The 25,787-nt window shown below is 57.3% G+C and carries 23 protein-coding genes and 1 tRNA gene; 1 reads left to right on the forward strand and 23 read right to left on the reverse strand.

Annotated features, from left to right (window positions below):
- Positions 1-30 precede the first annotated feature (30 nt).
- From GDA65_11915 to GDA65_11970, 12 genes are all read right to left on the reverse strand, one after another.
- A complete protein-coding gene (locus GDA65_11915) occupies positions 31-1,257 on the reverse strand; it encodes a methyltransferase domain-containing protein (GenBank protein ID MBA5863400.1) in 1,227 nt (408 codons plus the stop codon).
- Between the two features lie 6 nt (positions 1,258-1,263).
- Positions 1,264-1,971, reverse strand: coding sequence for a hypothetical protein (locus tag GDA65_11920; GenBank protein ID MBA5863401.1), 708 nt, complete (start codon positions 1,969-1,971; stop codon positions 1,264-1,266).
- Between the two features lie 168 nt (positions 1,972-2,139).
- The gene (locus GDA65_11925; protein ID MBA5863402.1) at positions 2,140-3,624 is read right to left on the reverse strand and encodes a hypothetical protein; all 1,485 of its coding nucleotides are present in this window, start codon (positions 3,622-3,624) and stop codon (positions 2,140-2,142) included.
- 28 nt (positions 3,625-3,652) lie between these two features.
- Positions 3,653-4,507 carry a hypothetical protein gene (locus GDA65_11930; protein ID MBA5863403.1) on the reverse strand — a complete coding sequence of 285 codons (855 nt, stop codon included), beginning with the start codon at positions 4,505-4,507 and terminating at the stop codon, positions 3,653-3,655.
- A 223-nt stretch (positions 4,508-4,730) separates the two neighbouring features.
- Positions 4,731-5,810 carry a GNAT family N-acetyltransferase gene (locus GDA65_11935; protein ID MBA5863404.1) on the reverse strand — a complete coding sequence of 360 codons (1,080 nt, stop codon included), beginning with the start codon at positions 5,808-5,810 and terminating at the stop codon, positions 4,731-4,733.
- A 45-nt stretch (positions 5,811-5,855) separates the two neighbouring features.
- Positions 5,856-7,178 (reverse strand): ATP-binding cassette domain-containing protein, encoded by a 1,323-nt coding sequence (locus tag GDA65_11940; protein ID MBA5863405.1) that lies wholly within the window; start codon positions 7,176-7,178, stop codon positions 5,856-5,858.
- Positions 7,179-7,187: 9 nt separating this feature from the next.
- The gene (locus GDA65_11945) at positions 7,188-8,036 is read right to left on the reverse strand and encodes an ABC transporter permease (GenBank protein ID MBA5863406.1); all 849 of its coding nucleotides are present in this window, start codon (positions 8,034-8,036) and stop codon (positions 7,188-7,190) included.
- Between the two features lie 106 nt (positions 8,037-8,142).
- Positions 8,143-9,198 carry a hypothetical protein gene (locus tag GDA65_11950; protein MBA5863407.1) on the reverse strand — a complete coding sequence of 352 codons (1,056 nt, stop codon included), beginning with the start codon at positions 9,196-9,198 and terminating at the stop codon, positions 8,143-8,145.
- 220 nt (positions 9,199-9,418) lie between these two features.
- Positions 9,419-10,030 (reverse strand): hypothetical protein, encoded by a 612-nt coding sequence (locus GDA65_11955; protein MBA5863408.1) that lies wholly within the window; start codon positions 10,028-10,030, stop codon positions 9,419-9,421.
- Between the two features lie 39 nt (positions 10,031-10,069).
- Positions 10,070-10,804, reverse strand: coding sequence for a hypothetical protein (locus tag GDA65_11960; GenBank protein ID MBA5863409.1), 735 nt, complete (start codon positions 10,802-10,804; stop codon positions 10,070-10,072).
- 76 nt (positions 10,805-10,880) lie between these two features.
- Entirely contained in the window at positions 10,881-11,147 is a 267-nt protein-coding gene (locus GDA65_11965) for a transposase (GenBank protein ID MBA5863410.1), read from the reverse strand.
- Positions 11,148-11,212: 65 nt separating this feature from the next.
- The gene (locus GDA65_11970; GenBank protein MBA5863411.1) at positions 11,213-11,938 is read right to left on the reverse strand and encodes a UpxY family transcription antiterminator; all 726 of its coding nucleotides are present in this window, start codon (positions 11,936-11,938) and stop codon (positions 11,213-11,215) included.
- A gap of 357 nt (positions 11,939-12,295) precedes the next feature.
- Here GDA65_11970 and GDA65_11975 point away from each other — a divergent pair, with 357 nt between their 5' ends.
- Entirely contained in the window at positions 12,296-13,003 is a 708-nt protein-coding gene (locus tag GDA65_11975) for a response regulator (GenBank protein ID MBA5863412.1), read from the forward strand.
- Positions 13,004-13,288: 285 nt separating this feature from the next.
- Here the strand turns inward: GDA65_11975 and GDA65_11980 are convergent.
- From GDA65_11980 to GDA65_12030, 11 genes are all read right to left on the reverse strand, one after another.
- Positions 13,289-13,363 (reverse strand) — tRNA-Gly (locus GDA65_11980).
- A gap of 69 nt (positions 13,364-13,432) precedes the next feature.
- Positions 13,433-14,650 (reverse strand): tyrosine--tRNA ligase, encoded by a 1,218-nt coding sequence (locus tag GDA65_11985; protein ID MBA5863413.1) that lies wholly within the window; start codon positions 14,648-14,650, stop codon positions 13,433-13,435.
- Positions 14,647-15,189, reverse strand: a complete 543-nt coding sequence (locus tag GDA65_11990) for a hypothetical protein (protein ID MBA5863414.1) — start codon at positions 15,187-15,189, stop codon at positions 14,647-14,649. Before GDA65_11990 ends, GDA65_11985 begins: the two co-directional genes overlap by 4 nt.
- Positions 15,186-16,613 (reverse strand): dihydrolipoyl dehydrogenase, encoded by a 1,428-nt coding sequence (gene lpdA, locus GDA65_11995; protein ID MBA5863415.1) that lies wholly within the window; start codon positions 16,611-16,613, stop codon positions 15,186-15,188. Before lpdA ends, GDA65_11990 begins: the two co-directional genes overlap by 4 nt.
- An 86-nt stretch (positions 16,614-16,699) precedes the next feature.
- Positions 16,700-17,086 carry a glycine cleavage system protein GcvH gene (gene gcvH, locus GDA65_12000; protein ID MBA5863416.1) on the reverse strand — a complete coding sequence of 129 codons (387 nt, stop codon included), beginning with the start codon at positions 17,084-17,086 and terminating at the stop codon, positions 16,700-16,702.
- Between the two features lie 96 nt (positions 17,087-17,182).
- Positions 17,183-18,817 carry a tetratricopeptide repeat protein gene (locus GDA65_12005; protein MBA5863417.1) on the reverse strand — a complete coding sequence of 545 codons (1,635 nt, stop codon included), beginning with the start codon at positions 18,815-18,817 and terminating at the stop codon, positions 17,183-17,185.
- Positions 18,735-19,154 carry a nucleoside-diphosphate kinase gene (locus tag GDA65_12010; GenBank protein ID MBA5863418.1) on the reverse strand — a complete coding sequence of 140 codons (420 nt, stop codon included), beginning with the start codon at positions 19,152-19,154 and terminating at the stop codon, positions 18,735-18,737. Before GDA65_12010 ends, GDA65_12005 begins: the two co-directional genes overlap by 83 nt.
- 160 nt (positions 19,155-19,314) lie before the next feature.
- Positions 19,315-20,379 carry an S-methyl-5-thioribose-1-phosphate isomerase gene (gene mtnA, locus GDA65_12015; GenBank protein MBA5863419.1) on the reverse strand — a complete coding sequence of 355 codons (1,065 nt, stop codon included), beginning with the start codon at positions 20,377-20,379 and terminating at the stop codon, positions 19,315-19,317.
- A 133-nt stretch (positions 20,380-20,512) separates the two neighbouring features.
- Entirely contained in the window at positions 20,513-21,580 is a 1,068-nt protein-coding gene (locus GDA65_12020; GenBank protein MBA5863420.1) for a hypothetical protein, read from the reverse strand.
- Positions 21,581-21,747: 167 nt separating this feature from the next.
- Positions 21,748-22,932, reverse strand: a complete 1,185-nt coding sequence (locus GDA65_12025) for a glycosyltransferase (GenBank protein MBA5863421.1) — start codon at positions 22,930-22,932, stop codon at positions 21,748-21,750.
- A gap of 317 nt (positions 22,933-23,249) precedes the next feature.
- Positions 23,250-25,781 (reverse strand): DNA internalization-related competence protein ComEC/Rec2, encoded by a 2,532-nt coding sequence (locus tag GDA65_12030; protein ID MBA5863422.1) that lies wholly within the window; start codon positions 25,779-25,781, stop codon positions 23,250-23,252.
- Positions 25,782-25,787: the final 6 nt, after the last annotated feature.

A 25,787-nucleotide genomic window follows, 5' to 3' on the forward strand; every position in this document is an offset into this window, starting at 1 on the left:
CGTCACGACACCGCACCCGTAAGCGCGAGTCTATCTCTTGATCAGATCATTCCACTGAATAGTGTGATACCCGTCCCGGCGCAGTCGTCGGGAGACCATCTCTTGTCGACAAGGATTGACTGCCACAATGACGGCGTCCGGCTCCAGCTTCTGCACGCTCGTGTAATCGACGACGGGTTTATTCATGTAGGTAGTTGTCGCGGGGTTATCGACCGTAGACGCTCGTACACGCTCCCATATGGCCGGCGCGTACCCGGCTAAATTGGCAGACCAACCACCGGTACCAAAACAAATGAGAGCCTCGCACTGTTCGGCCCGTTTGCTCAGCTCGCCTTCAAGACGGGACCAACAACGCAGATACGCGTTCCGCGCCTCTTCCAGCCGGTCCACCTCATCCTGCCCGATTGGCGGGAGGAGGCCGATTTCGGCCGGCTTGGAATCCGAGGCTTTGCCTGCGACCACGAGTTGATTGAATTCGCATGCCTCATCAAGAAAGAATTCATACCCACCATGGCGGATCAGCCCAGCCCGGGCCGTCACGGCCGCGAGATGACACGGGCTAAATGAGAACAAATGATCCACATGGATAAGTTCTGCATGGGGCACCGCCCCGTTGGGGCAAATGGTCACCACGACTCCGCCGGGTGCGAGATAGTCAGCCTGCGCTGCTAAAAACGACACCGGGTCTGCTGTGTGCTCGATGACTTGGATGCTAAAGATGAGATCGAAACGTTGCTCGGCCTCCTCATCCAACGACGACTCCGCCATCCCCTCGATGACCCAGTGGCCTCTTGCTCGTGCGGCTTCTGCGGCACGGCGGGATGGTTCCAAGCCCACCGTTTCGGCGTCGGGCCACAGTTCCCGTATGACGCTCAACGTGCTGCCGTCTCCGCATCCGACTTCGAGAATTCGACGAGGCCGGAGAGGCTGTATCGACTTAGCAATCAGATCGACGAGCGCAGGATGCCGCTGACGATTGAACCCGTCGGCGCCTGGCCGGTTGCTGTACAATGCGAAGTCCTGCCGGTACATCACCTCCAGGTCTTCTTTGGGTATTCGAAAGCCGACCCCGCAGCCTCTGCACTGACGCCTCCCGAGCGGCCGCGGCTCAACCACTCCGTCAACCCGAACGGACTGACGGGGATGCGGCTCGACCAGCTCGGCCCATTCTATGGCCCCGCAGAGCAGGCATGAATATGGCGTGACATCCCCCCCCATCACATCGGAGCGAATCTCCGGTCTGATCGGCTTAGGCATAGTGCTTCACCGACCTGTCACTAGAGTGGCCGTCCCTGCCACTCCAAAAGGGAGAGCCACTTGGAGGTCGAGCGCTTCCCGCCACTCCAATGCTGGCACAAACTCGAGGTCATGATACCCGGCCTCGACAATCGTCACCCGGTCTCCATCCACCCGCACACGGTCGTCAATCAGCCATTTCACAACCTGCAGGAGCGTCTTGCATTGTTGAACGAAAATACAGTGACGCAACGCCGCGCGACTCAATCCAGGATCCACGGTGCATGCGGTCTGCATAATGACCTTGCCTTCATCCATCACATCCTTGATGAACTCCACGGTCGTCCCGATGATCTTCGTGTGATAGGCCACCCCATCGCCAAATCCGTCCATTCCCTTGAACGCCGGCAACAGCGACGGATGAAAATTGAGAATGCGGTCCCGATAGGCATCACGGAAGGCTTTGCTGTAGAAGTGAGTGTAGAAGGAAATGACATAGTCGATGTGGTGCTCCTCCATGTACTGGGCCAACCTGGAGCAGAACGTCTCCGGTGAGCCTTCCTCAAACAATGCCACGGGCAGTCCCCAAGCCTGCGCTTCCGCCACAGCCTGGCATGGTCGATCCGCGACCACGGAATGGACCACAGCGCGCAGAACCTTGCTTGCCAGGACCTGGTTCATCACCGAACCCGAAGTTGAAACGACGAAAATAAATCGCTTGTCTCGTCCACCCATGCTACGACCCCACACAAGGTGATGAGGCGTCCGTCGGCGCCTAGAATGACCGACGGAGCGCCCACAGTTGATGGGAAGTGGCGCCGCTCCCAGCGGCGCCACTTCCTTAGCACGGCCACAGGTACAGCGCACGGAGCAGCTGTTTCGGTCTGCCGACTCTAACAGGACCTAGGCGCTTTGGTGCGCCGACTCCTGTCCCGAGGCTACTTCTCGATTGAGCCATGGGAACTCCCAATCATCTTCGAATTCAACCGTTCCCCACTCCGGCCGAATCGTGGGGCCGGTCAAGTAGGGGAACAACTTGGGGTTCATGATGGCCTGGGAGTTCTTGTTACCCAAATCGAGATTGTATTCGAGCCAATACCAGAAACGGCCAAGATCGAGTCTGTACGGCACATGCTCCTTAATCTCGGTCGTCCATTGATACATGCCCCACATGATCTTGCCTTCTAGAATGGCCGCCCAGAGGCGCTCGGGCACATAAATCGACTGATCGACAGGTTCAGTATCTTCCCAATCAATGGCAAATCCATCCTGAGGATTGGCTTTCAACACAAATGAAAAGTTCGAGTTGCCCCCCTCCACGATGACGCGGAAACGGCCGCTGAAAACAATGCCATCTTGCGTAATATGCTTGTTGATAGTCTCCGTATGCAGACGCGAACGCTGAAGCAGGTTGTTCCGATCCGATGCATCAATCCATGCGTTGTAGTAATCCACCTTCTTCTGAAGTTTCTGCTTGCACGTTTTGACGAAATCCAGATATTGCCCCCAATCAACATCGGGATGATTGCGAACAATACCCGTGGAGATGGACCAGGTGTCGGATGGATAGAGCGTGGCGACATCCCGATCGGGATAGTTATCGCGGATCCAATTCTCCAGGATCTTCGGTGTGGACCGGCCCTGCCAATTATGGCTGAAGTACCGATCGTCATACCAGCCGAAGTCCCCCGCGAAAGGGACGATGCGCTGGAGATGAAGCATCTCGATTAACCGTTTGTGCAGTGTGAACGTCTCGCACTTGTTCCGCGCGGCTTCCTCCTTGGCTTCCGGGGGCATACGGTAACAGGCCGGAAACACCGTTGCACTGGAGGTTTGGACAAAGCCGATCTCAAAGGTCGGCCAGTGAGAGTGGATCTCCGAACAGAGCTCTTCGTCATCACAGTTGTCGTTCATGTTGATAAGACGCGTTCCGGGATGGTCGATCACGAAGCCGGAATTCTCCCAATCGTGAGCCCGCGATTTCGCCGAAGGAACGACCGTAAACGGTGTCATTCCAGCAAGGTGAATCGTTTCCCACGGCTGAATTTTCCTGATGCGGTGAAAGCCCATTTCCCGCATGGTGCGTTCCACCAGTTGGGCGCGCAAGCAAGGCCGGTTGGCATATTCAGGGAGCAACACCTGGATGTCACGGGGAATACGATTGATTGAGGGGATATGAAAGTGATCTTCGTGCGAATGCGTGATGTAGAGATAATCGAGATCCTTCAGCAAGACTTCGGGTGGAATCACCGCGGGGGGAAACTTCCAGAGAGCGTAGTCGTACACAGGCTCATTCAAAAACCAGGGATCGCACAACAGCGAGCCAAACTCGCCGTCGATTCGGAGACAAGCATGCGAGACATAAGTGACTGTTAGATCTTTTGACATAGTACGTTTCCTCTTTGTCCTGATGTGCTTACCTGCGGTAATCCACCACCTGTTGAGGCAGCAACGAATAGCTCCGCTTCATATCGATGCCGTGCTTTTCGTTGTCATAAGGAACTGAACAGTACCCGAGCACGCTTTTTTCGCGCTCGGTCAACTGATCATAGAGTTCTTGGGGGAGATTGCCCGGGATGTCGAAAGCCTGCTTAATCCACCAACGGCAAAATGTAGCAATCATGGCCCAGCGCGTCCCTCCGCTCGTGTTTTGACGCGCTCCATGCCAGATTCGGCTGTCCCAAAAGACGAGATCTCCCGCGCGAGCCTTGATGGACACGGCGGAAGGGAACGCGTCTTGCGAACAGTATTTCCCCGAAAGGTGAGAGCCCGGAATCAGCACGGTACACCCGTTGTCTTCCGTCTGATCTTCCAGCGGGATCGCGCACTGCATGATGAAAACATGAGGACCCGCATAGGGGATGAACGAGTCGATGTGCAAGGGCATTTGGTGATTGCTGCTTCGGGCAAGAAAGGATCGTAGGATGTAATTAGGCGCGTCCGATGGGATTGAGGTAAACCACCGGTCATTCAGAAACTGCATCAGAACCTTCTCGATAAGCTCGCAGCCAAGCACCATCCGAAGAAGAACGAGGTCCTTGCTCTGGAGGTTGTACACCATCGATTGGTCTTTGTTGAGATACGGCATCCGCTCGGATTGGGACGACAGCGTATTGTCGAACCAATACTTAATCCGCTCCAGTGCCATGGACACCTGTTCGGGCGAGAACATCTGCGGCACATAACAGTAGCCATCGCGCTCGATTGAGGCAATACACTCCTCTGCGGTCGGCAGCGACCTGGCTACATCAACAGACACTCGGGACGACATTATGGATCCTCCTTCCGGCCTCCCTATGGTTGTATATCAGGCCCCCGCCGTTCACGCCGTCTCTGACGGCGTCTGTTCGCTGAACTGTCCGGCAGGTAGGATGTTGGGAGTAGTGCGACGGCCCAGGGTGCGTGAAATGTTGCACCAATCAGAGCCTATAGGATTCAGAAAGGCAGCTCGGCGGCTATGCCGTCCTGACAGCGCCCTCTTGAATGGAGAACAATCAGAACGGAATGCCCGCTCGATAGGCCGGGAAATAGCTGCTGCCGCTGGCGCCGCATGCCGAGGACAATGAATCGTACAGAGAATGATTAAAAATTCGGCAGCAGAGATATGCGGGCACGGTTCCGGTGCTCCACCCGCCTTTATAGATAGAAAGGCCGTCGGTCGCGTTCGAACTTACGCCGGCGCCCCCTCCGAGATCGACCCATCTCACCTTCCCAGCAAAGTGATTGAGCATAAACCATTTGGTGGCGTACGACGCGCGCAATTCATACCCGAGCTCACTGAATGCCACCAGATGTCCATAGGCGACGTCTGCCTGCGTATACCACAGATCAAGTCCGACGGTTTCCCCATTCGCTCGTGCCTCAAACATCACCATGCCGGGAATGGCTAATTGTTTGGCAAAGGCGTCAGGCGAAAAGGCGCGAATGCCGGTGATGTGATGCCTCTTGACGAGCACGTCGAACAGTTCAATCCATTTCGTGAGCTGCGCGACCGGTTCCACACAATGCGCCACTTGCACTTTTTTTGTCGCGCGCGCCACCGTCTCCCGATGAGATTTCTTGACGATCTGCTCCAGCGGCTGCGAAAGGTCGGTCACATAGTGCGACTTAAACGGAGTTACCTGCTCGAAGCACTGCTCAAGGAGCGGGCGGGAATACCTGTCAAACGGAGCAGGCACAACCATGAGGCTGACCAGGTCCGTTCCGATTTCATCAAGGTCCAGCGCAAGTTGAGACCAATCCCGGCAGCTGAACAACGGATAGGGGCCGATCGCATCTCGATACGGTGTGCCAGGAATCTGCCGCTCGAGGATCCACCCGTCAGAGCGTCGGAGATGGCGCGGGGTGCCAAATCCCGCCAAGGATGCAGCGTAACCCGCATGACCATACCCTGTAGAGGTAAACCCAATTCTGGCATTCACCTGGCATGGAAACTCAGGAATCACGTGATTCATGTTGCGCGGCAGCGGCACAGCCGATGTTTCTGACCGAAAACGTGGAGATGAATTGAGGCAACCGACTGACCTGCGCGCTGCACGATTGTCGCATCCCTGTCGCTGGGACACTGTACCCATGGATCTCAGGATCCGGTGCGAAATTTCGCTCCTGCCGCGTCCCCCTCAATGAGGCATGGGCGTCATATTGACGGGCTCGCCTGCTTGGACCTGAATGGTCGTCCATCTGAGCACAGGGCGAACGGCACCCGGCTCTCGACCTTGCCATCCGAAGTGGCGCTTACTGAGCTCGACCATCTCAAAGGAGAGAGCGTCTTCAAGGCGATACGTCACCCTGCTTCGGTTTTCGACGATCAGGAGCACGATCCTGTGAACGCCGGTATTCAGCAGGTTGGCCGGCAAATGGCACACGCTGCGAAAGAGCCCCGCAGGCATTGCGCCGTCTTCCGTGGCGGCTTGTTCCGCCGACCCGGTGGTGAATGCGAGAATTCCCTGTTCGGTGTAGACATGTAGCGTGGCATGGAGCACGGCCTGCGGGCGCTGGTTCCAATATTCAACCTCGATTTCGCAGGGCTGATCGATGCCGAGCTGGTCCGGTCTGTTACGATCAGACCCTCGCACGCTGATCTTGCGGAGGCGGACTTTGTGATTCCCTGGGGCCTGGGTCACGTCGTTCCACACCTGTTCCGTCAGCATCGACGCGGACATCCTCAGATAGTTGGAGACAACGTCGGCCGGCTTTCCATCTTGCACGATCTTTCCATCGTGTAGCCAGATCACTCGCGAGCACAGATTCTGAACCGCCAGCATGTTGTGACTGACGAACAAGACCGTGCGTCCTTCCTTCGCCACTCCCTCCATTTTTCCGAGACATTTTTTCTGAAAGCTCGCATCCCCGACCGCAAGCACCTCGTCAATGATCAGGATTTCCGGCTCAAGATGGGCGGCAACAGCGAAGGCCAGACGAACGCACATACCGCTGGAATAGTGTTTGACGGGGGTGTCGATGAATCGCTTCACTTCAGCAAACGCGACGATCTCGTCGAACTTCCTCTCGATCTCCGATCGAGACATCCCCAGGATGGCGCCGTTCAAGAAGACATTTTCTCGTCCTGTGAGCTCTGGGTGAAAACCGGTCCCGACCTCCAACAGGGAGCCGACCCGGCCATACAGATCCACATAGCCTTCGGTCGGCTCAGTGATCTGGGAGAGGATCTTCAGCAACGTGCTCTTCCCGGCGCCGTTCCGACCGATGATGCCGACCACCTCCCCACGATTGATTTGAAACGACACTTCTTTCAACGCCCAGAGGATCTCTTCGCCAGTCCCGGCATCCTGCCGATTCCCACCAAGAAGGCTGACAAGCCAATAAAATGGGGCCCCCACGAGCTCCACCAGCTTTTCCCGGAAGGTGCCGTAAGACCCGGTGGCTGTCCCGACTCTGAACTGTTTACCGAGTGATTCGACGCAGATGGCTAATTTGCTCATGAAGCCCTTCTAGACCACATCGGCAAAGGTGCTTTCCATTCGCCGGAAATAGAACATGCCCGTGATAAGAATCGTGAGCATGGTCAAAGCTGACACGATGATAAGCGGACCGGGAGCGCTTGTGGTTCCAAGCAGCGCCCACCGGAAACCTTCGACGACCCCTACCATGGGGTTGATGCCATAGATTGTTCTCCAGGGCTCCGAGAGCAAACTACTGGGATAGGCGATGGGGGTGGCGAAGAGCCAAAATTGAGCGAGGAAAGGAATCGTGTAGCGCACATCTCTAAACTGGACATTCATCGCTGACAACCATAACCCCACACCCAAAGCCGTCCCAAACGCCAATAGCAGGAGAAAAGGCAACCACACGACATTGGCTGTCGGGGCGATTCCGTACCAGAACATCAGTCCGATGAGGACCAGGAAAGCGAACAGGAAATCCACGACACCGGAGAGAATGCTGGAGATCGGAACAATCAAGCGAGGAAAATACACTTTCTTGAGCATGCCGGCGCTCTGTACCAGACTATTTCCCGATTGCGTGAGCCCGTTGGAAAAAAACGTCCAGGGGACCAAGGCCGCAAAAGCAAAGATGGGATAGGGAATGCCATCCGACGGCATCTTCGCAAGATTCCCAAAAAACAAACTGAATATAAGCATAGTCAGGAAGGGTTGCAGAATAGCCCATAAAGCACCCAGGGCTGTTTGCTTGTATCGGACCTTAATATCACGCCAGCTGAGAAAGTAGAGCAGTTCGCGATACTGCCAAAATTCCCGCAGATTCAGTGCGCGCCACCCATTCGATGGCTGCAGGCGGATTCTTGGCACAGCTGTAAGGGTTTCTGTCGATGAGCTCATGGCTGCACTTCTTTCTCAAACGATTTGATGGTCCGAAGCGTCGATTAACAGCCCCCCGGGCGAGGAACGGCTAATCAGACAATCTGTTGGAGTTCGTGCGAGTGACTTATTTCCACTTTGTCGTGAGCGACAACAGGGCCACACTTCGGTTAACCAGAAATCCGAAACCCGATTGGCTTACTTCAAAATGAGTATATTGATAAGAGAGAGATGGTGTGATATCCCGCCAGCCTGTGTAGTTGATGAGGACCGTGCCTGAGTAGGACTCGAATCGCGCGACCTCGACGGGCGTGGCCTGGTTAAGGGCATAATTGGCACTGCCGGTCACGGAGAAAGAATCGCCGAGACCTCGGCTGACGCTGGCTCCAACCACCGTGCTGATCAGCGCTCCACTCGTACCAAAAAATGCGGGAGCGAGTTGCCTGGATACGTCGAGTGACACTCGCGTAGAAGGGTTGAGCTGCCTGGACAGAGCCAGCTTACCCGAAAAGAAAAATAATCCACCGCTTCCGTCTTCGAGAAATGTCGTTCCGGCACTTACCACCGCCGACCAGTTTTTGGTACCCGTTGAATATTCCGCTTCGAGACCTCGAGCCGTGATACTTTGACTCAAGGCTTGTCCTCCCAAAATGCCTTTCTGTCTAAAATCAGCGGTCGTCGTCTGGAAATTGAGGCTCACTTGATCTCCGTGCGGAAGCCGGTAGCTTGGCCCGATAGACCAGCGCTGAAAGTCGGTATCGAAAAACACCACCGGAACATCACTGGATTGCTCAAAAATTATGTTTCCTACACGAAAGATGGAATACACATAGTCGCCGCGGACGCTGAGTGACTGCGATATGGGATACGACGCGACAACGGAAGTGGCATTCGTAATCTGATTGGCACGCACCGTTTGAATGCCTCTAGCAAACACATTCTCGGTGGGCAACGTTATTCCAGCCTGAACAAAGCTCGGTTGTTCTGGCGTGAAGGCAAATGAATCGGAGATGCTGAGCCTCAAGCCGGGAATGAGTTGTCCAACCAACCCGTCCAGCTTGACTGAGCCGTTGACCTGCGCGGAAAAAAAATTCAGTTTCGAATTATTGACAAAGACATTGCCGCTGCCGCCGAGATTGAGAGTGGTCTCGACCTCTCGTGTTTTGTCTACCACCTGCACCATGGGGGTCACAGCCGTCACGAAATCCCATCGTTTCAGCCCCGGAACAGATGCGGACGGAGCAAAAAAAACATTGGAATCATACCGCTCCGTGACGCTGACGGACGGAATGACCCGTGTTTCGGCAGAGGCGACTCGGGGGCCGAGGCCGCCGAAACCAGCGGCGATCCAAGAGACCAACAACGTCGCCAGCCAGACTCTGAACGGATCCCCCTTCAGGCGTCTACGGAACCACGACCGTATCGCCCGATAGCAGCACCAGGTTGCCCGGTTCACCCTTCCCGGCCACCACATCGTCATATCGGACGGGAATATGAATTTCATGAAGCTTGTGGTCCCCGTTTGGCGTTGTACGGACAACCTGCAGTTTGTTTCTCTTGGCGTATTCCGTGAAGCCTCCGGCCATGGAGATCGCGTGCAAGATGGTAATGTACGATTTCAGCTGGTACTTACCCGGTTTCGCTACTTCTCCCAGGACAAAGATGGAGTAGCTATTCAGATCCTTGACGCTGACAGAGACGGCGGGATTACTGGCGACAAATTGCTTCAAACGTTCCGCGATCCGTTGAGCTAACGCGTCTGCAGTTAACCCCGCCGCCTGGACATCTCCGATGATCGGTAGGGAGATCAGGCCGTCCGGCCGTATCGCCACGGAACGGGAAAGATCCTGATTCTTCCACACGGTGATATCCAACACATCCTCTGGCCCAAGCAGGAATCCGGAAGGAGTGGGATATTCGCGCTCGACGAGCACTCCTGACGCACACCCTGATAGAACCTGGGTGAGGAAAAGGCCTAGCCAGAACAGAAGAGTTGGATGAGCTGCTCTCGGCATCACGACTAGTGCATCCTTTCCCGTTGTGGCACCCGCCTGTTACTGAGAATGACCCGGAAAAACAACCATGGCTTCGCTTGGCACAACGAGCGTATCGCCGGCTCGCAGCTCTAGGTTTTGACCAATCCCTCCGCGAAGCACGATATCGTCGTAGCTGGACGTCAGGGTTTGCATCCCTGTTCCATTCTCCCCAAATCGAAATACCACCACCTGATTCCTGGCCGCAACCGGCGTAAAGCCTCCGGCGATGGTAATTCCCTGCAGCAATGTCGTCCTGCTCTTGAGGGGGTACTTGCCGGGTTTGACGACTTCCCCGAGCACGAAAATGCTATAACTATTCACCTCTTTCACGCTGATCGCTACGACCGGATTCTGGACATATTCTCTGAGCTTACGAGTGATTTCATCAGCAAGCTGTGAGGGTGTTTTTCCCACCGCCACAACGTCGCGTATTACCGGCATGGAAAACCGACCGTCAGGGCGGACCTGAACCGTTTTCGAAAGATCCTGGTTTCTCCACACAGTAATTTCCAGAACGTCCTCTGCCCCGATGGTAAACTCTTCGGAGACAATGTTCGAAAGTTTTTCTATCACTTGCGTCGGAGATGTGGCATTAACCACCTTATCGCCAAGCCCGGCGCCGCCCGACGAAGACGAGGCTTCTGCAACTTGAATCCCGGTCTTCACCGGCGCATTGGCCTTTGACTGTGCCAATGCAGTCCCGACTGAAAAAACCGCCGACAATCCTACCACTACGGCATATAAGAAACGCATTGTAGCCCTCCGAACTTGAGCAGTTCCCTCATTGCAGGGCAAACAAGGGTGCGACAATCAACACCGTCTCCTCGCTTCATAAATCCCTCACCAAGGCTGTCCGAAGTGAAGCGTACTCGAGCGACAGCTCGGCAATTTGGCTTTTGAGCTGGCTGTTTTCAATCTCCAATGAACGAAGGTGATCCCTCAAAGGTTTTCTTTTATCCGCAAGTTTTGCCCGCCACCGATACAAAGTGGACCTCGACACTCCATGCTTTCTCGCGAAATCCTTCAGCGCATGCTCCGCATTTATCTCAAGAACGACTGTCAGTATTTGATCTTGGGTAAATTGTGGTTTCGCCATGGCGGCTTCCTAGATCTTCTTATCTTTCATCCAAGAAACTTGAAAAAGAAAGACGACTGGAGGGTTCATTGCACTGGGATCACTTCACGCATATCGATGTGGACGGTAGCAGCTTGCTGGATGAGGTGCACGCGAATGACGAGACAATCGTGGCCTCCCTTTCTCAGCAACTGTCCTCGAAGCCCTGTCAGAGGACCTCGCACCACTTCCACCCAAGCCCCTTCGGTCAAGTAATCATGACGCTCTAAGGAACGTGCACTTTCCGCCAACTTCATGATTGCCTTCACCTCCTCGTCAGGAATGGGCTCCGGCCTGACCGAACCTACGATTCGAACAATGCCCGGCGTTTGAAGAATGGCATGACTGTTCATGAGTGAAAACCTGGCGAAACAGTAGCCGGAAAAGAGCGGGTTCTCTGTCCAGACTTTCCGGTCCGACCACTGGTTCAATGTCCTTGTCAAGGGGAGAAACGGTTCAACACCAATACCCGCCAGTCGGTCCCGCACCATTTTTTCATGCCGGGAACGTGTGCTGACGGCATACCAATGAACGTCGGCGCAGGGCCCTTCAGACAGCGGCACTGTGACGCGAGAATCAAAAGTGGAGGCAGTTACCATAGCTTCGCCCTCTGAGTCCCATGAACGCGCACTTCTTTTAAACGCTTCTTTGTCCTGGCGCATCGGACATTGGTGCCGATGAGGAGTTCTGCTAGAGAATTTCCTGCCATACATTTGTGCTGTCAGAACCGGCTTCACATGCTCAGGCAACAATGTGCAGAAAAATGCAACCATTGCTATCTCATTGATTTCTCCCCATGGTCGCGTATCAGACCAACGCACCCTAGGTATGAAACCAGCTCACATCCTAGTACTTTGACGTGCGCACACTATTGTACAGTCCAGGGCGCTCCGGTAAGGATGGCATGAAATCGGCGCAAAGTGAATATGGGTAAGCCTTTGGGGGCAGTTGCGTGCTGGAATTTACCGATTGCCTGCCACCCGGTGGGTATGCGAATATGCGCCGTCGAAGGTGCCCGCAATCACGTATTCAACCTAGCGGTCACTGCGTAACGTTTGCACTATGTTGTACGTATATAATTCTAGCCAGCTCGAGAGTCCACACAAAGTGCGAGCCGGTCAGGGGGTGTGATGAACGACAGCGGAGAAACAGTGGCCAAAACAGTGGTGGCAATTTTCAGCAGCAACTACCTCCTGCGTCTCGGTTTGCAGCGGATCGTTGAAGCAGAAACTTGGATCAAGCTCGTCGGCCAAACAGGTCACGGGGTAGACCTGAATGGGATCCTGGCTACTGAGTATCCGGATCTCGCTATTCTGGACACAGAGAATGATCTGGGCATTCCAGACCTCGTGAGGAACATTCGGGCCGCCCGTCCTTCCATCAAGATCATTCTGTTGAGCGGATTGGATGATATCGAGCGCACCCGTCAAGCAGTCGCTTTCGGTATCGACGGGATTGTGCTCAAGGTACAGCCCGCTACGGTGCTCATTACCACGATCGCCCACCTCACCAAGCCGGAGGAGAACGTGGGTGTGAGTATCGAAAGACATGACGGTCGACAGAACCTACGCACCCCGATGGATCTTCCTACCCTGATTCCCCGCGAGTCCAACTTACCTAAACGTCTGGACGGACTCACGGACAGGGAGCAGGAGGTCGTACAGTTGGTGAGCGAAGGACTGTCCAACAAAGACATTGGGGATCGCCTGTGCATCTCAAGTATTACGGTCAGACATCACCTCACGAGTATTTTCGACAAACTCGGTGTCTCGAATCGCCAGAAATTGCTGATCCGGGCACACCAGAGCGGACTGATCCGACCGCCTGCCCTCGCATAAGGGGAGGCGTCGGTCGGCCAGGAGCAGAGCGAAATCCCGGTTCCCCCTGAACGATGGCGAATAACCAACAAGCCCAGGCCTGGGGCGACATCGCAACTTCCTCGAACACCTCACCGTTCGCATAATCTGCCTGGAACAAGACAGGCAGAATGGAACCGTCTTCAGCGGTGAGCCATTCCAGGACACTCCTGCTCGACCGTAACGCCCTTCGCTGACCTCATGAACAACAAAAAAAGCGTCCAAGCCTTGAATCGAGAGGGACGCATCTAGGCTAAGAAGGATGTGTGGAGCGGGCGATGGGATTTGAACCCACGACAACTTGCTTGGGAAGCAAGGACTCTACCACTGAGCTACGCCCGCCCCTGGCTGAAGAGAATTCGAATCCTACGCCGGCGACGAAGCGAAGTCAAGGCAACCGAGGCCACCTGCTCAATCCTTGTACTCGGCCACCGCAAACTTCCGCCGACCGACACGCAATCGAAGCAGATGACCAACCGCCAGCGGCACCACGGCATTCGCATCGGTCATCTTTTGTTCATTGAGCTCCACCCCGCCCTGCACAATCAACCGGCGGGCTTCGCTCTTGCTGGGAACTAGCCCGGTCCTGGCGATCAGATCGACAAGGCCGATCGAGGGCACTTTCACATCCTTCACGTCGGATGGCGTCAGGACGACGCGCGCGTCCGGCTCTTCCGGAAACTCCCGCGCCTGAAATTTATGCTGGAAGGCGGCTCGCGCTTCACGACCGGCCTCAGCCCCATGATACCGGGCAACGATCTGCTCAGCCAGACCCTGCTTTGCGTCCATGGGATGCGCGGCCTTCACACAGGTCAAATCCTCGGTGGTCAGCAGCTCGTAGTACCGGTGCATGAGCGTGTCGCTAATCGACATGAGTTTGCCGAACATGTCGGCCGGCTGATCTTCCAGCGCGATGTAGTTGCCGAAACTCTTACTCATCTTCCGGACGCCGTCGGTGCCCTCCAGCAGCGGCATGGTGATGACTGCCTGCGCCTCCTGCCCGTAATCCCGCTGCAAGTCTCGTCCCATCAGGAGATTGAACTTTTGATCGGTTCCACCCAATTCGATATCGGCTTTCAGCGCAACGGAATCGTAGCCTTGGATCAAGGGATACATGAACTCATGGATGCTGATCGGCGTCCCTTCCGTGTACCGCTTATGGAAATCTTCCCGCTCTAGCATGCGCGCCACGGTATAGCGGGCGCTTAACTCGATCAGCCCGTCGGCGGTCATCGTGCTCATCCAGCGGCTGTTGAACTCCACCTGCGTCTTCGCAGGATCGAGAATTTTAAAGATCTGGCGCTCATACGTTTTGGCATTTTCGAGCACCTTTTCCTTCGATAACGCCACACGTGTTTCGGATCGCCCGGTCGGATCGCCGATCATGCCTGTGAAATCACCGATGAGAAAGATCACCTGATGCCCGAGGTCTTGAAAGTGTTTGAGCTTATGAATCAAGACCGTATGGCCCAGGTGAAGATCTGGCGCGGTGGGGTCGAACCCCGCCTTGACGCGAAGGGGGCGGTTTTCCTTGATTGACCGAGCCAGCTTCGATTCCAGTTCGCTCCGCTGAATAACCTCAACAATCCCTCGAAGTATGAGATCCAGCTGTTGCCCTAACGGTGTCACAAAGTTCCTTTGTGTCGTGCTAATGATTTGGTATTGGTGACGAGGACGTGCGGACGCAGACGGTCAAACTTCTTCCGGCCAATGCCTTTCACCTGCCGCAAGTCGTCAACGGAATGAAACGGGCCTTTCTCGTCGCGATGCTCAATCACCCGCTGCGCCAATTTCGGGCCGATGCCGGGCAACGCCTCCAAATCAGAACGGGTGGCCTGATTCAGATCAACCTGTCGAACACCCGCTTGACCGGTAGAAGAAGGGTCAAGCAAGGCCTTCTCCAATGGCTTCGAGGATTCAGGCTCTTCACTCGGCATCGCCACCGGTCGATGCGGTCGCATACCCGTCTGATTTGCACTGGGCAGGGCGGGCTTCGTCGTGGGGATATCCTGCGGTTGAGGCGAGGAACCGGTTGCCACGGGACGTTTTGCGAGCAGTTGCGGTTGCCCCGGCATCACCTTCGTCACGGGAGTGACCGAGGCAATCCACATCAACGATCCCAGGGTCACGGCCAGCATCGAGACTTTGATGAGCAGTGATTGCATCATGACGCCGCCGGTTTTCGCGCGAGATGGATCGCCTGGCCGTGCACATCCTCCATGGCCTCCATAAGTCCCTCCGCCAGAGTCGGGTGCGCGTGAATCATTTCGGCCGTGCGCGAAACAGTTGCCCCAAGATGCATCGCCAGTGCGGCTTCGTGAATCAAATCGGTCGCATGGGCGCCGAGGATATGGACGCCGAGAATCCGGTCGCTCTCCGTATCCACCACCACCTTGAGCAATCCTTGAATATCCCCCGTCGCCTGAGCCTTCCCCACTCCACCGTAGCGAAAACGTCCAACTCTCACGCCCGCTTGCGGATCCTTGCCGGCTCCAACGCAACGATCACGCGCCTGCTGTTCAGTCAATCCCACTCGTCCGATTTCAGGCAACGTAAAGATGCCCGTCGGGATGACATCGTAATCAATCGCGCGCGGGTGGCCCATGAAATTCTCCACCGCCACCTTGCCTTGTTGCGAGGCGACATGCGCTAACATCGCCCTGCCAACGACATCGCCGATCGCATAGACCCCGGGAACATTCGTTTCCATGCGTTCATTGACGACAATCTCGCCGCGAGACCCGACCTGTACCCCGATTTTCTCCAAGCCAATTCCACGCGAATTGAACCCTCTCCCCACCGAGACCAACACCTGCTCCACGTTCAACGAGAGTCCGTCTCGAAAATGGGCGGTCACCGTGTCCGGCTGCCGGACAATCTGGTCGACCGTGACGCCGGTGCGAATGTCCACTCCTCGCTTCTTCAACTCCCGCTCCATCACCTGGCTGATCTCTTCGTCCTCCAGCGGCAGGATTCGCGGAACCAGTTCGACCAGCGTCACCTGAGTCCCCAGCCCGCTATACAGCGAGGCAAACTCACAGCCTTCCACACCACCACCGATGATCAGGAGGCTGGCAGGGATTCGGGCGAGCTCCAGCGCCTGCTTGCTGGTCATGATCTGGGTCCCGTCGATGGGAAACAGCGGCAGATTCGGCCAGGACGAGCCGGTAGCAACGATGACTCCGTCGGCCGCCACCTGTATGGTTGTTCCATCAGGCTTGGTCACGCGAATGGTACGGGCATCCACCAATTCACCGGTGCCCTCGACATGCTCGATGTTCCAGGTCTTGAACAGGGTGGCAATGCCCTTCACCAGAGTGGAGACCACCTTATTTTTTCGGGCCACCATAACGGCAGGGTCGTAGGAGACGGGACCGTTGAGCAGCAGCCCGAAGTCTTTGGCTTTTTTGGCCTTGTCGCCCAATTCGACCACCGACAACAACGCCTTGCTCGGAATGCAGCCCCAGTTGAGGCACACGCCACCCAGCGCCTGGTTCTCGACCACCGTCACGCGCGCGCCCAGCTGAGCGGCGCGAATCGCCGCCACATACCCTCCGGGACCGGCGCCAAGAATTGCGAGATGCTTCGACATAAAAATGGCTCAGTGAACGAATGCGGATTGAATCACAGGTTGCACGCCATCATGCGTCGCCGATTTAATGGTGTACGGATGCCGGCTTAGTGCTGTTGCTTGCTCAAAAATTCTTCGTACTGCGCGGCCGTCATGAGCTTGTCCACTTCAGCGGAAGTCGTGAGCTCGATCACCGCCATCCACCCTTTGCCATAAGGATCGGCATTGACGGCCTCGGGATGGTCCTTGAGATCGGCGTTGATCTTCACAATGGTCCCGCTGACCGGCGTATAAATGGTGGACGTGGTTTTGGTCGACTCCACCTCGCCGATCTGCTGACCGGCAGTCACCTTGGCGCCCACCTTGGGAAGATCGATGAACACGATATCTCCCAGCGCATCCTGTGCGAAATGGCTGATGCCGATCGTCGCCTGCTGTCCTTCAGCGCGGACCCATTCGTGTTCCTGGTGGTAACGGAGATTGGACGGTATCATGGGACTCCTCGTGGCGGCCGCCTTCCCGGCGGCCTACGTGAATAAAACGCGCTCCAGACACAAGTGGCGCGATCGTAAAAGCTGCGAAAATCTTTGTCAAGGAATCGCTGCCGGCGCGTCCGGCACAAACACCAGATGGCGAATGTCCGGCGTCCGCAATTCATCCGCCTGCTGAGCCAGCCCCGTAAACATGCCGGCGCCGTGCTCGGCCGGCGGCCGCAGTAACACCCAGCCTTGCGGAAGGGTTTGCGGCTCCCCTTTCTCGGATTGAATCACCTCGCGGCTCCACCCCTTGAACGCCCCGCCGAATGTCCGCACATCCGACGCCTCCCGGGACGGCCCTCCCAACAATAAATCAAATCCCCGGCGGCGCGCCTCAGCGGCATCTTCTCCATAGTTCACCAAGGCCGACGTCGGATTCGACAACGCCTCCGGATGAATCTCCAGCACCATGCGCAACCGCGGCACCGCTTTCTGCAAATATTTCTTGAGGCGCGCCAGCACATCAAGTTCCTGGCGAGCCTTCCAGCCAACCCATCGCCACAGCGTTTTGTCGGAGGCCAGCGCGCCCGCATCCTGACGCACACTCATCCGCTCACGGAGCGCCTGCGCCACTTCGGCTGACGGCTGGCGCACTTGCGCTTCAAACTGGCGTAACACGCCGTCACTCACCTCATAGGCGAAACTGTTCTCTGCCCGCGCGCGAAACACCATCCCATCGACCCCGCTCCTCAGGAGATCGGCCAACAGGTGAGCCAGTTCCTGCTGGACCGGCGGGGCGAGCAGATCGAACTGCGTCCAGGGATGAACCTTGCGCCTGGTGGGATCATACAGCATCATCCTGGATGCTTGACGGTGATCGGAAAGCGGGGCATGAAACAAATCCATCACGGCAAACACGGAAATGCCCAGTTCATGCGCCTGCGGCACCATGACGTTGAACCAATCAGTCATCACGGGCCCCTGGGAGGTCGAAAACAAGGCGCCCGCAGGTAACTTCGGCAGGGGGCTGCTGGGGGGAGGACCGGTCGGCACAGGCGCCCTGGTAAACGACGACTCCAAACTGGCATCCATGAGAATTGCGCTGACGCCCTGGGCGCTCAGTTGACGCACCCAGGACTCCACTTGAGCCATGGGGGGCAAATTGCTGAACGACACATAGAGCGCGGTATGACCGGATCTGGCGCCGGCCGGCACGGCCGATTGATTCCGCAAGGCCTCGATACGATGCAGCGCCCGTTCAGCATAGACACTCTGTGTCGAGACCGGGACGCCTTCCGGACCGGCCAAGATCCGGTACTCTTTCAACGCTCCTGCCGCTTCACCCATCTGTTCATACGACTGTCCCAATTCCCAATGGGCTTCATTCGCGCGCCGGGATTTCGGATAGGTCGTCAGATACCGTTCATAGAGATGAATCGCAGCGGAATAGCGTCCGTCGGAAAAGGCCGTCGAGGCCTGGTACCACAGACGCGTCTCGGCCTCGATTCCGGGATTTTCGATGGGCTGGGCAACTGGAACAACGGGCGGCTTGGTGCAACCGGCACCAAGTGCGATCAGCAGCATCACCAACGAAAGGGATGCCCGACGGCCAGGAAACGGCCGTCGGGCTTGCGAGACCTGGGGAAAGTCTGCGCTCAATGTGCGCCTACCCGACCAACTCCATTTCAGGAAAGAAATACCCGATCTCGAATTTTGCCGTCTCCGGCGCATCGGACCCGTGTACCGCATTAAATTCGATGTTTGCGCCATGGGCCGCGCGGATGGTTCCATTTTCCGCCTTCGCGGGATCGGTCGCGCCCATCAGTTCGCGATTCTTTTTCACCGCATTGTCGCCTTGGAGGACCAACACGACACAAGGCCCAGAAGACATGAACGTACACAGGCTGTCAAAGAAGGGGCGCGCCTTATGAACGGCATAAAACCCTTGCGCCGTGGCTTTGGTCAGGTGCATCAGACGCATGGCGACCGGCTTCAACCCCGCCTTTTCATATCGATGAATAATGTCGCCGATGGCATCCTTTTTCACGGCGTCCGGCTTGATGATGGCAAGGGTTCGTTCACTCATGGATCGTCAGCTCCTTCAGCTAGAAATATCGCAATGGCACACTCTCGTGGCATTATAAAGAAGCGGCGGAAGTGCTGGCAAGATAAAGGACTCTGCGATCCACCGGAAGCCGAAGCACTGACGAGATTCCCAGCATACCTGAGAACAGGGTATCAGAGTATCAGGAGACGATGCCGGACTTCTTCGCAGCCCGGTCCGGCCCGAATGCACCGGCGAGTTCTCCTGGCTTGAAGATGCCCCGCTCGGTGATGATGCCGGTGATCAACTCGGCCGGGGTCACGTCGAACGCCGGATTGTACACGGCCACGCCGGTCGGAGCCACAGGATGGCTGCCGTGGATGGACGTCACTTCGAGCGGGTTCCGTTCTTCGATGGGAATATCGGCTCCGGTCTTGGTGGCCAGATCAATCGTGCTGTACGGCGCGGCAACATAAAAGGGGATCCCATGCGCCCGGGCCAGGACTGCAACTGAATACGTGCCGATCTTGTTGGCCACATCGCCGTTGGCGGCGATACGATCCGCACCGACGACACAGACCTGAATCTTCCCCTGGCGCATGAGGCTACCCGCCATATTGTCCGTAATCAACGTCACCGGAATCTTGTCCTGCATGAGTTCCCAGGCGGTCAACCGCGCTCCCTGCAGGACCGGCCTGGTTTCGTCAGCAATGACGCGAATGTGTTTTCCCTCCTCCCATGCAGCACGGATCACGCCAAGCGCGGTTCCGTATCCGGCCGTCGCTAACGCGCCCGCATTGCAGTGGGTCAAGACCGTCTGTCCATCTTGAAGCACGGTCGCACCATGCCGGCCCATGACCTTGCAGAGCGCGATGTCTTCGTCGAGAATGGTTTGCGATTCCCGGATCAACTCACGCTTGATCTCCGCAATTGTCTTCCCTTTGAGGGACGCCAGTGTGTCCTTCATGCGGGCTATCGCCCAGAATAAGTTTACAGCCGTCGGTCGCGAGGCGGCCAGATGATCGCAAATCTCTTCGACCTGTTTCACAAACGCGTGATAGTCGTCGACGTTCAGACTCTGCGCGCCGAGGGCGACGCCCATCGCGGCGGTCACACCGATTGCAGGAGCGCCGCGCACCTTCAATTCCCGAATGGCCTGCGCGACCGCACGATAGTCACGACATTCGAGAAATTCGACCTGGGACGGAAGTCGGCTTTGATCCAAGAGCCGAACCGCTCCATCTTTCCACTCGACAGTGGGCACCATACCAATGGTCTCCGGGTTTCAGCTGGGGAAGCAGGACATGATGCCGTCACACGACGTCTTGAAATTCGCACTCATCATGCCGATCAATCAGGCGAGGGTCAAGGGCGGAGTGTCCCGAGAGGGCCGACCCCCGTCAGCGAAGCTCTTCCTGCAGAATCTGCGTAGCCTGCCGGATCGCTTCTTCTGTGAGCGAAGGATGAATCGGCAGGGAAATGGCGGTCTCGTCCGCCTCGTCACTGGCTGGAAAGTCCGGCAAGTCGAGATACCGATGCAGAGGACGAAACACCGGTTTGCGGCATTGCAGGCCACGATGGGCCAGGCGCGACAGATAGTCGGTGAAGTCATCGGGCGACTGTAACCCCTTCATCAGGCGTACGACGAAGCGATAATAGATGTGCGTTCGGCCGGCAGGCACAGCGGGCACTGTGAACAGCTCCGCCGGCAACGTGTCACGATAGACGGCGGCCAACATGGACCGCTGGTCGAGAAATTCTCCCAACTGATTCAGCTGCGCGACCCCGATCGCCGCCTGCAGATCCGTCAATTTGCAGTTGCCCGACGCTGCATTGAGGGATGGCGCCTTATCATATTCCCGCAGCGCGCGGACCCGTTCGAGCAAGGCCTCATCGTTCGACAACACCATGCCGCCTTCACCAGTGCAGAGCAACTTGGTGGCATAGAACGAACAGACCGTCAGCGCCCCCACGCTGCCGACCGCGCGTCCCTGTTCCATGGCGCCCAGCGTGTGCGCGCAATCTTCGATCAACGGGATGTCCAACGACTGCAGGCTGGTCAAATCAGCCGGCAAGCCGAACATGTGCGGAACGATCACGGCTCGCGTGCGACTGGTGCGGGCTTTGCGCACTTTGTGGGGATCGAGATTGTAAGTGGCCGGATCGATATCGACGAGTCTGGCTTGGGCGCCGACACGTTGTACCGCGAGCCATGGGGCCGAGCAGACATAACTCGGAAGAATGACGTTGTCGCCATGTCCGACACCGAGAGCGCGCAGGGCCAATTCCAGGGCGACCGTGCCGGAACTCACCGCTACGCCGCCGTGCAGGCCGATATACGCAGCTACCCCCCGTTCAAACTGCGCCACCACCGGCCCGGCGGTGATTTGGCCCGATCGAATCACCTCTGTGACTGCGCGCAATTCTTCTGGTCCCAGCGAGGGGCTGGAGTGCGGGATCAACGTCATCGTGTCAGGGGCGGCCTTGTTCAATCGTCATACGATCTACGACTCACACCGGCGGAAAATTCTACGTGGAGCACTGTCAGAACACAACAGCTTCCTCCGGCCAGGCGTGACTCTGAACCCGATCCTGGCACGATGACGTGGACGCGCATACGAATTCGACCGCAGGCTTAACAAGCCACGGCTTTCGGTGTGAGAAGATTCTGATAGAGCGGCTCTAACGGCCAGAGACAGCGACTCCAGTCGTACCAGATCTCGGCCATATGGCGGGCGGCCTGTGCAAAACGCTCCCGATCCGGTTGACTCGCGAGTAACGTGTGAATCGATTCAATCATGTCGGCCGGCTGATCAGCCACGAGCAAATCACGGCCTGGTTGTACTTTCATGCCCTCCATCCCGAGAGAGGTCGTGATGATCGGCAACCCCGCCGCCATCGCTTCCAACAGTTTCGTGCGCGTGCCGGAGCCGGAGAAATGTGGCGCAACATAGATCGTCGCGGCCCGCAGATGGAGCTGCATGTCGGGAACGGCGCCGGTGACCATGATGCCCTGACCGGCCAATCGAACCACCCGGGGATCCGGGTTTCTTCCCACCAGACGGAGTTCCGCCTTGGGAAATTCCCGGCGAATGGCGGGGAACACCTCCGTGGCTAGAACGGTTGCGGCCTCCACATTCGCCTCAAGGCCCATGTCGCCCGTGAAGAGCAGCACGGGCGAGGTCATGGCATGATCGGGTTTCGGGCGAATCGCCTGACAATCGACACCGTTGGGCACGACCACCACACGCTGCCCCGGATGCGCGCCTTCACAACGAATGCGGTCTTCCTCTGAGACGACGGTGACACAATAGGTCAGGGGCCAACACCAACGGTCATACATTCCCAGCTTGAACCGACGCACCAATTGCTTCGGCCGACCGGTGGGTCCGCCGCCGCTCCTGAGTATTCGGAGCGGGCTGGGCAGGCCATAAGACCAAATATCCAACACCACCGGGACCGCCGTCTGTGGCGGCAAAGAAGGAATCATCCCAAGTTTTTCGACATGGACCGCGCCATAGACGCCGCTTGCCAAGCGCTCGCGCACCACCGAAGCCAACGCCCGATCTTTTCCGTAGGGGCTGACCCGGCCGATGCGATCCAGTAAGCCAGGCCCTTGAGACGGGACGAAGGTTGTCTCCGAACAGACGCTCTGCAACACGCGTTGGGCCTCCTCCCAGCCATCAACCGCCGGGGCGATCAGGTCCACCTGAAACCGGCTCCCCAGGAAACGGAGCAGATGCAGCATCCGCAAGGCGCCTCCGCCCTGATGATCGGAGGGTGGCGCCGGGGCCAGAAATAACAATCGATTCGCCATCATCGCCTCGCCTTTCCGACCATCACCTCGTGGCACCGCTGCCTGGGGTTCTTCCGAGAGTCACCTCTCAACAGACTGGCCGCTCGGACATATGCCGAGGTCAGACGCAGGAAAAGATGTGCATGCGCTATGCCTTGAACAAACTCCGGCATACCTGCGCATTATTGCCGGCTTATGCCGGCATCTGCTCCGCGCATCGGCAAAATTGACAGCGGTACTGGTGAAAAACGGAACAGCCCGGCAAGTTCGACATCTGCAAAGTGGGGATTTTTGCCCGGCGAACTCCATACCAGCCAATGAGGCTGAGACTGCCGGTGAACCTAGCCCCAATTCCAACGACGCCACAGGCGACGAAGATTCTCCTGCTCGATTGTCCACAGGGGAACCGACATCAGCGCCGGTTGAAGCTGCCACTTTCTGGCGCTCTGCATGGTCAGGTGCTGTTGAGCCAGGTCAAGCTCGGCCCAGACAGCGCCGTCCTGATCCGTTCTCAACATTTGTGCCTGGACGGACTGATAAGCAGTTAGCACTTCTCCAGCTGGATGGCCATAGGGATTGCGACGCCCGGCCGACACCACGGCTATGTCCGGTTGAACGGTGTTCAGCCATTCACGATCCAGCGAACTCAGCGCCCCATGATGTGGGACTTTAAGCAGATTGACGTGGCTCAGATGACCGGATTGCGTCATCCGCGCCAAGGCCTCCCGTTCGATATCCCCCGTAAACAACATCCGTTGGTGACCACAAGTGAGTTCGGTCACGACCGACACATTGTTCAATGATGGCTGCTTCCCCGCCGCGGGCGCGTCACGGCCTGCCGGCGGGTTGAGTACGGCCATGTCGCAGTCTGCGCCCTCCACGATTCGTCGCCCCTGCTCAGCCACCGTCGCCTGGAGGTGCCGCTTTGCCAGAGTCCGTTCGATTTTCTGCCAGAACTCTTCGTTCCGCGTGACGCCATTGGTCCAGAAATTCTCAACCTGGAAATGCGCCAGTATCCAGGCCAGTCCTCCTGCATGGTCCAATTGAGGATGTGTCGCGATGACATGATCGATGGCGCGAATGCCGCGATTCCAGAGGAAGGGCGCCACAACACTCCGCCCCATGTCAAACCGCTCATAGGTCGCGCCGCCATCGATGAGCAGCACCTCCCCTTTCGGCAATTCAATCACAGCACTGTCTCCCTGGCCCACGTCGAGAAACGTCACCTGCACCTGTCCCTCCCGGCTGAACGGGCGCGGAGACCACAACCACCAGAGAACGAGACAGGCCATGCCCGCCGCCATCGCGCGTTTCACCAATGGGGATGCGTGCGCCGGCCGATCCGTCAGCATGGCCCAGCACAGAATGTAGAACAGCGCCATCATGGGAACAGTCGGCGCGGCCACAAACCATTCCGCCCCGGGCAGGCCGGCCAGCCACTGCGTCGAGGCAATCACTCCCTGACCAAGTACTTCAATGAGTCCGGCCCCGGGAAGCGTACTGTCCTGCGAGACAATGACCCAGACGGCGGACAGCAAACTGACCGGCAACAGAATGAACCCTACGAAGGGCACCATGAGCAGATTTGCGAACAGCCCCATCCAGGACACTTGATTGAAATAGCAGGCCACCAACGGCAGGGTTGCCAGCGTCACCCAGGCCGTCAGCCGCATAGACTCCCGTAGCCAATAGAGCGTTCGTCCGGTGATCTCTTTCGCGGGCGGTGGTAATTCGTCTGCGTGCATTTCCCGTTGCAGTGCCAATGCCAGCACCCACACGGAAACATACGAGAGTTGAAAGGAAATATCATACAGGGCGGCAGGGTGTACCAGGAGCGTCAACCCGGCTGCCGCGGCCAAGGCGTGGAGAAGATACTGCGGTGTGCCAAGCCATACGGTCCAGAGACCGACAATGATCATGATAGCCGAACGAATCGTCGCCATTTCCGCCCCTGCCAGCATGGTGTACCCCAACACCGGCACCAGTGTGAGTACGGCCGCCAGCCTGCTTGGTATCAGCCATCGTGAAAGACTCAAGAGAAGCATGGAAGGAAGCAGGAGGCAGGCTTTCCTGACCAGGGCGAAGGACAACAATGCGATGAGCCCGAGATGGGATCCGGAGATGGAGAGTATGTGCACCGTTCCGGTCGTCATGAACCACTCGCGGACTTCCGGCGAAAGGAAACCCTGCTCCCCGATGGTCAAGCTGAGGAACAGGCCATGAGCCGGCTGAGGTAACGTATCGGCTGCATTTCGTACCAGGCTGCGCCATGCGTCGATCCGTGATGAAAGCGGATACGACGTCAGCCCTCCACCTGCATCAAGCACCTCAACGGCGCCGGCGCCGGACACCGAGCCCACGGCATCCACACCCTGCGCATCCAGGTACGCGGCGTAGTCAAATCCTCTCGGATTCAAGGTCCCCGACGGGGCGTGCACATGGGTTCGTATGCGGATCTGCAGGCCGCGTTGAAGGTCGCGATCAGGGTTACGCCAGGTCAGACGCAGGCACAACGGCGTGGCGAGGTCGGGATCGTCGCTGCTGGTCACCTGCACGAGCGCGGTCAGTCGGCCGGGGGCATGACGAACCGATTCGACGATGGTTCCGACAAGGCTAGAGGGAAAGGCGCCGGGACGGTCCGGCACCGGAACATGCGGGGTCAACCACGCGAACACTGTCCAATACAGACAGCCGCCGAACAGACAAGCCAGCAACAGACTACTTTGCCGCAATGTGAGCAGCCTTTTCCGCTCGGCTAGCCCAGCCGCAACGGTCGAGGCGATGAGGAGCGTCGCAATGCTGTGAGGGAAAAATAGGAGGTACGAGCCGAGGACGATTCCGAGGATGAAGGTGATCGTCAGTGACGGCAGCATCCGACT

The organism is Nitrospira sp. CR1.1, from assembly GCA_014055465.1.
Lineage (GTDB): Bacteria > Nitrospirota > Nitrospiria > Nitrospirales > Nitrospiraceae > Nitrospira_A.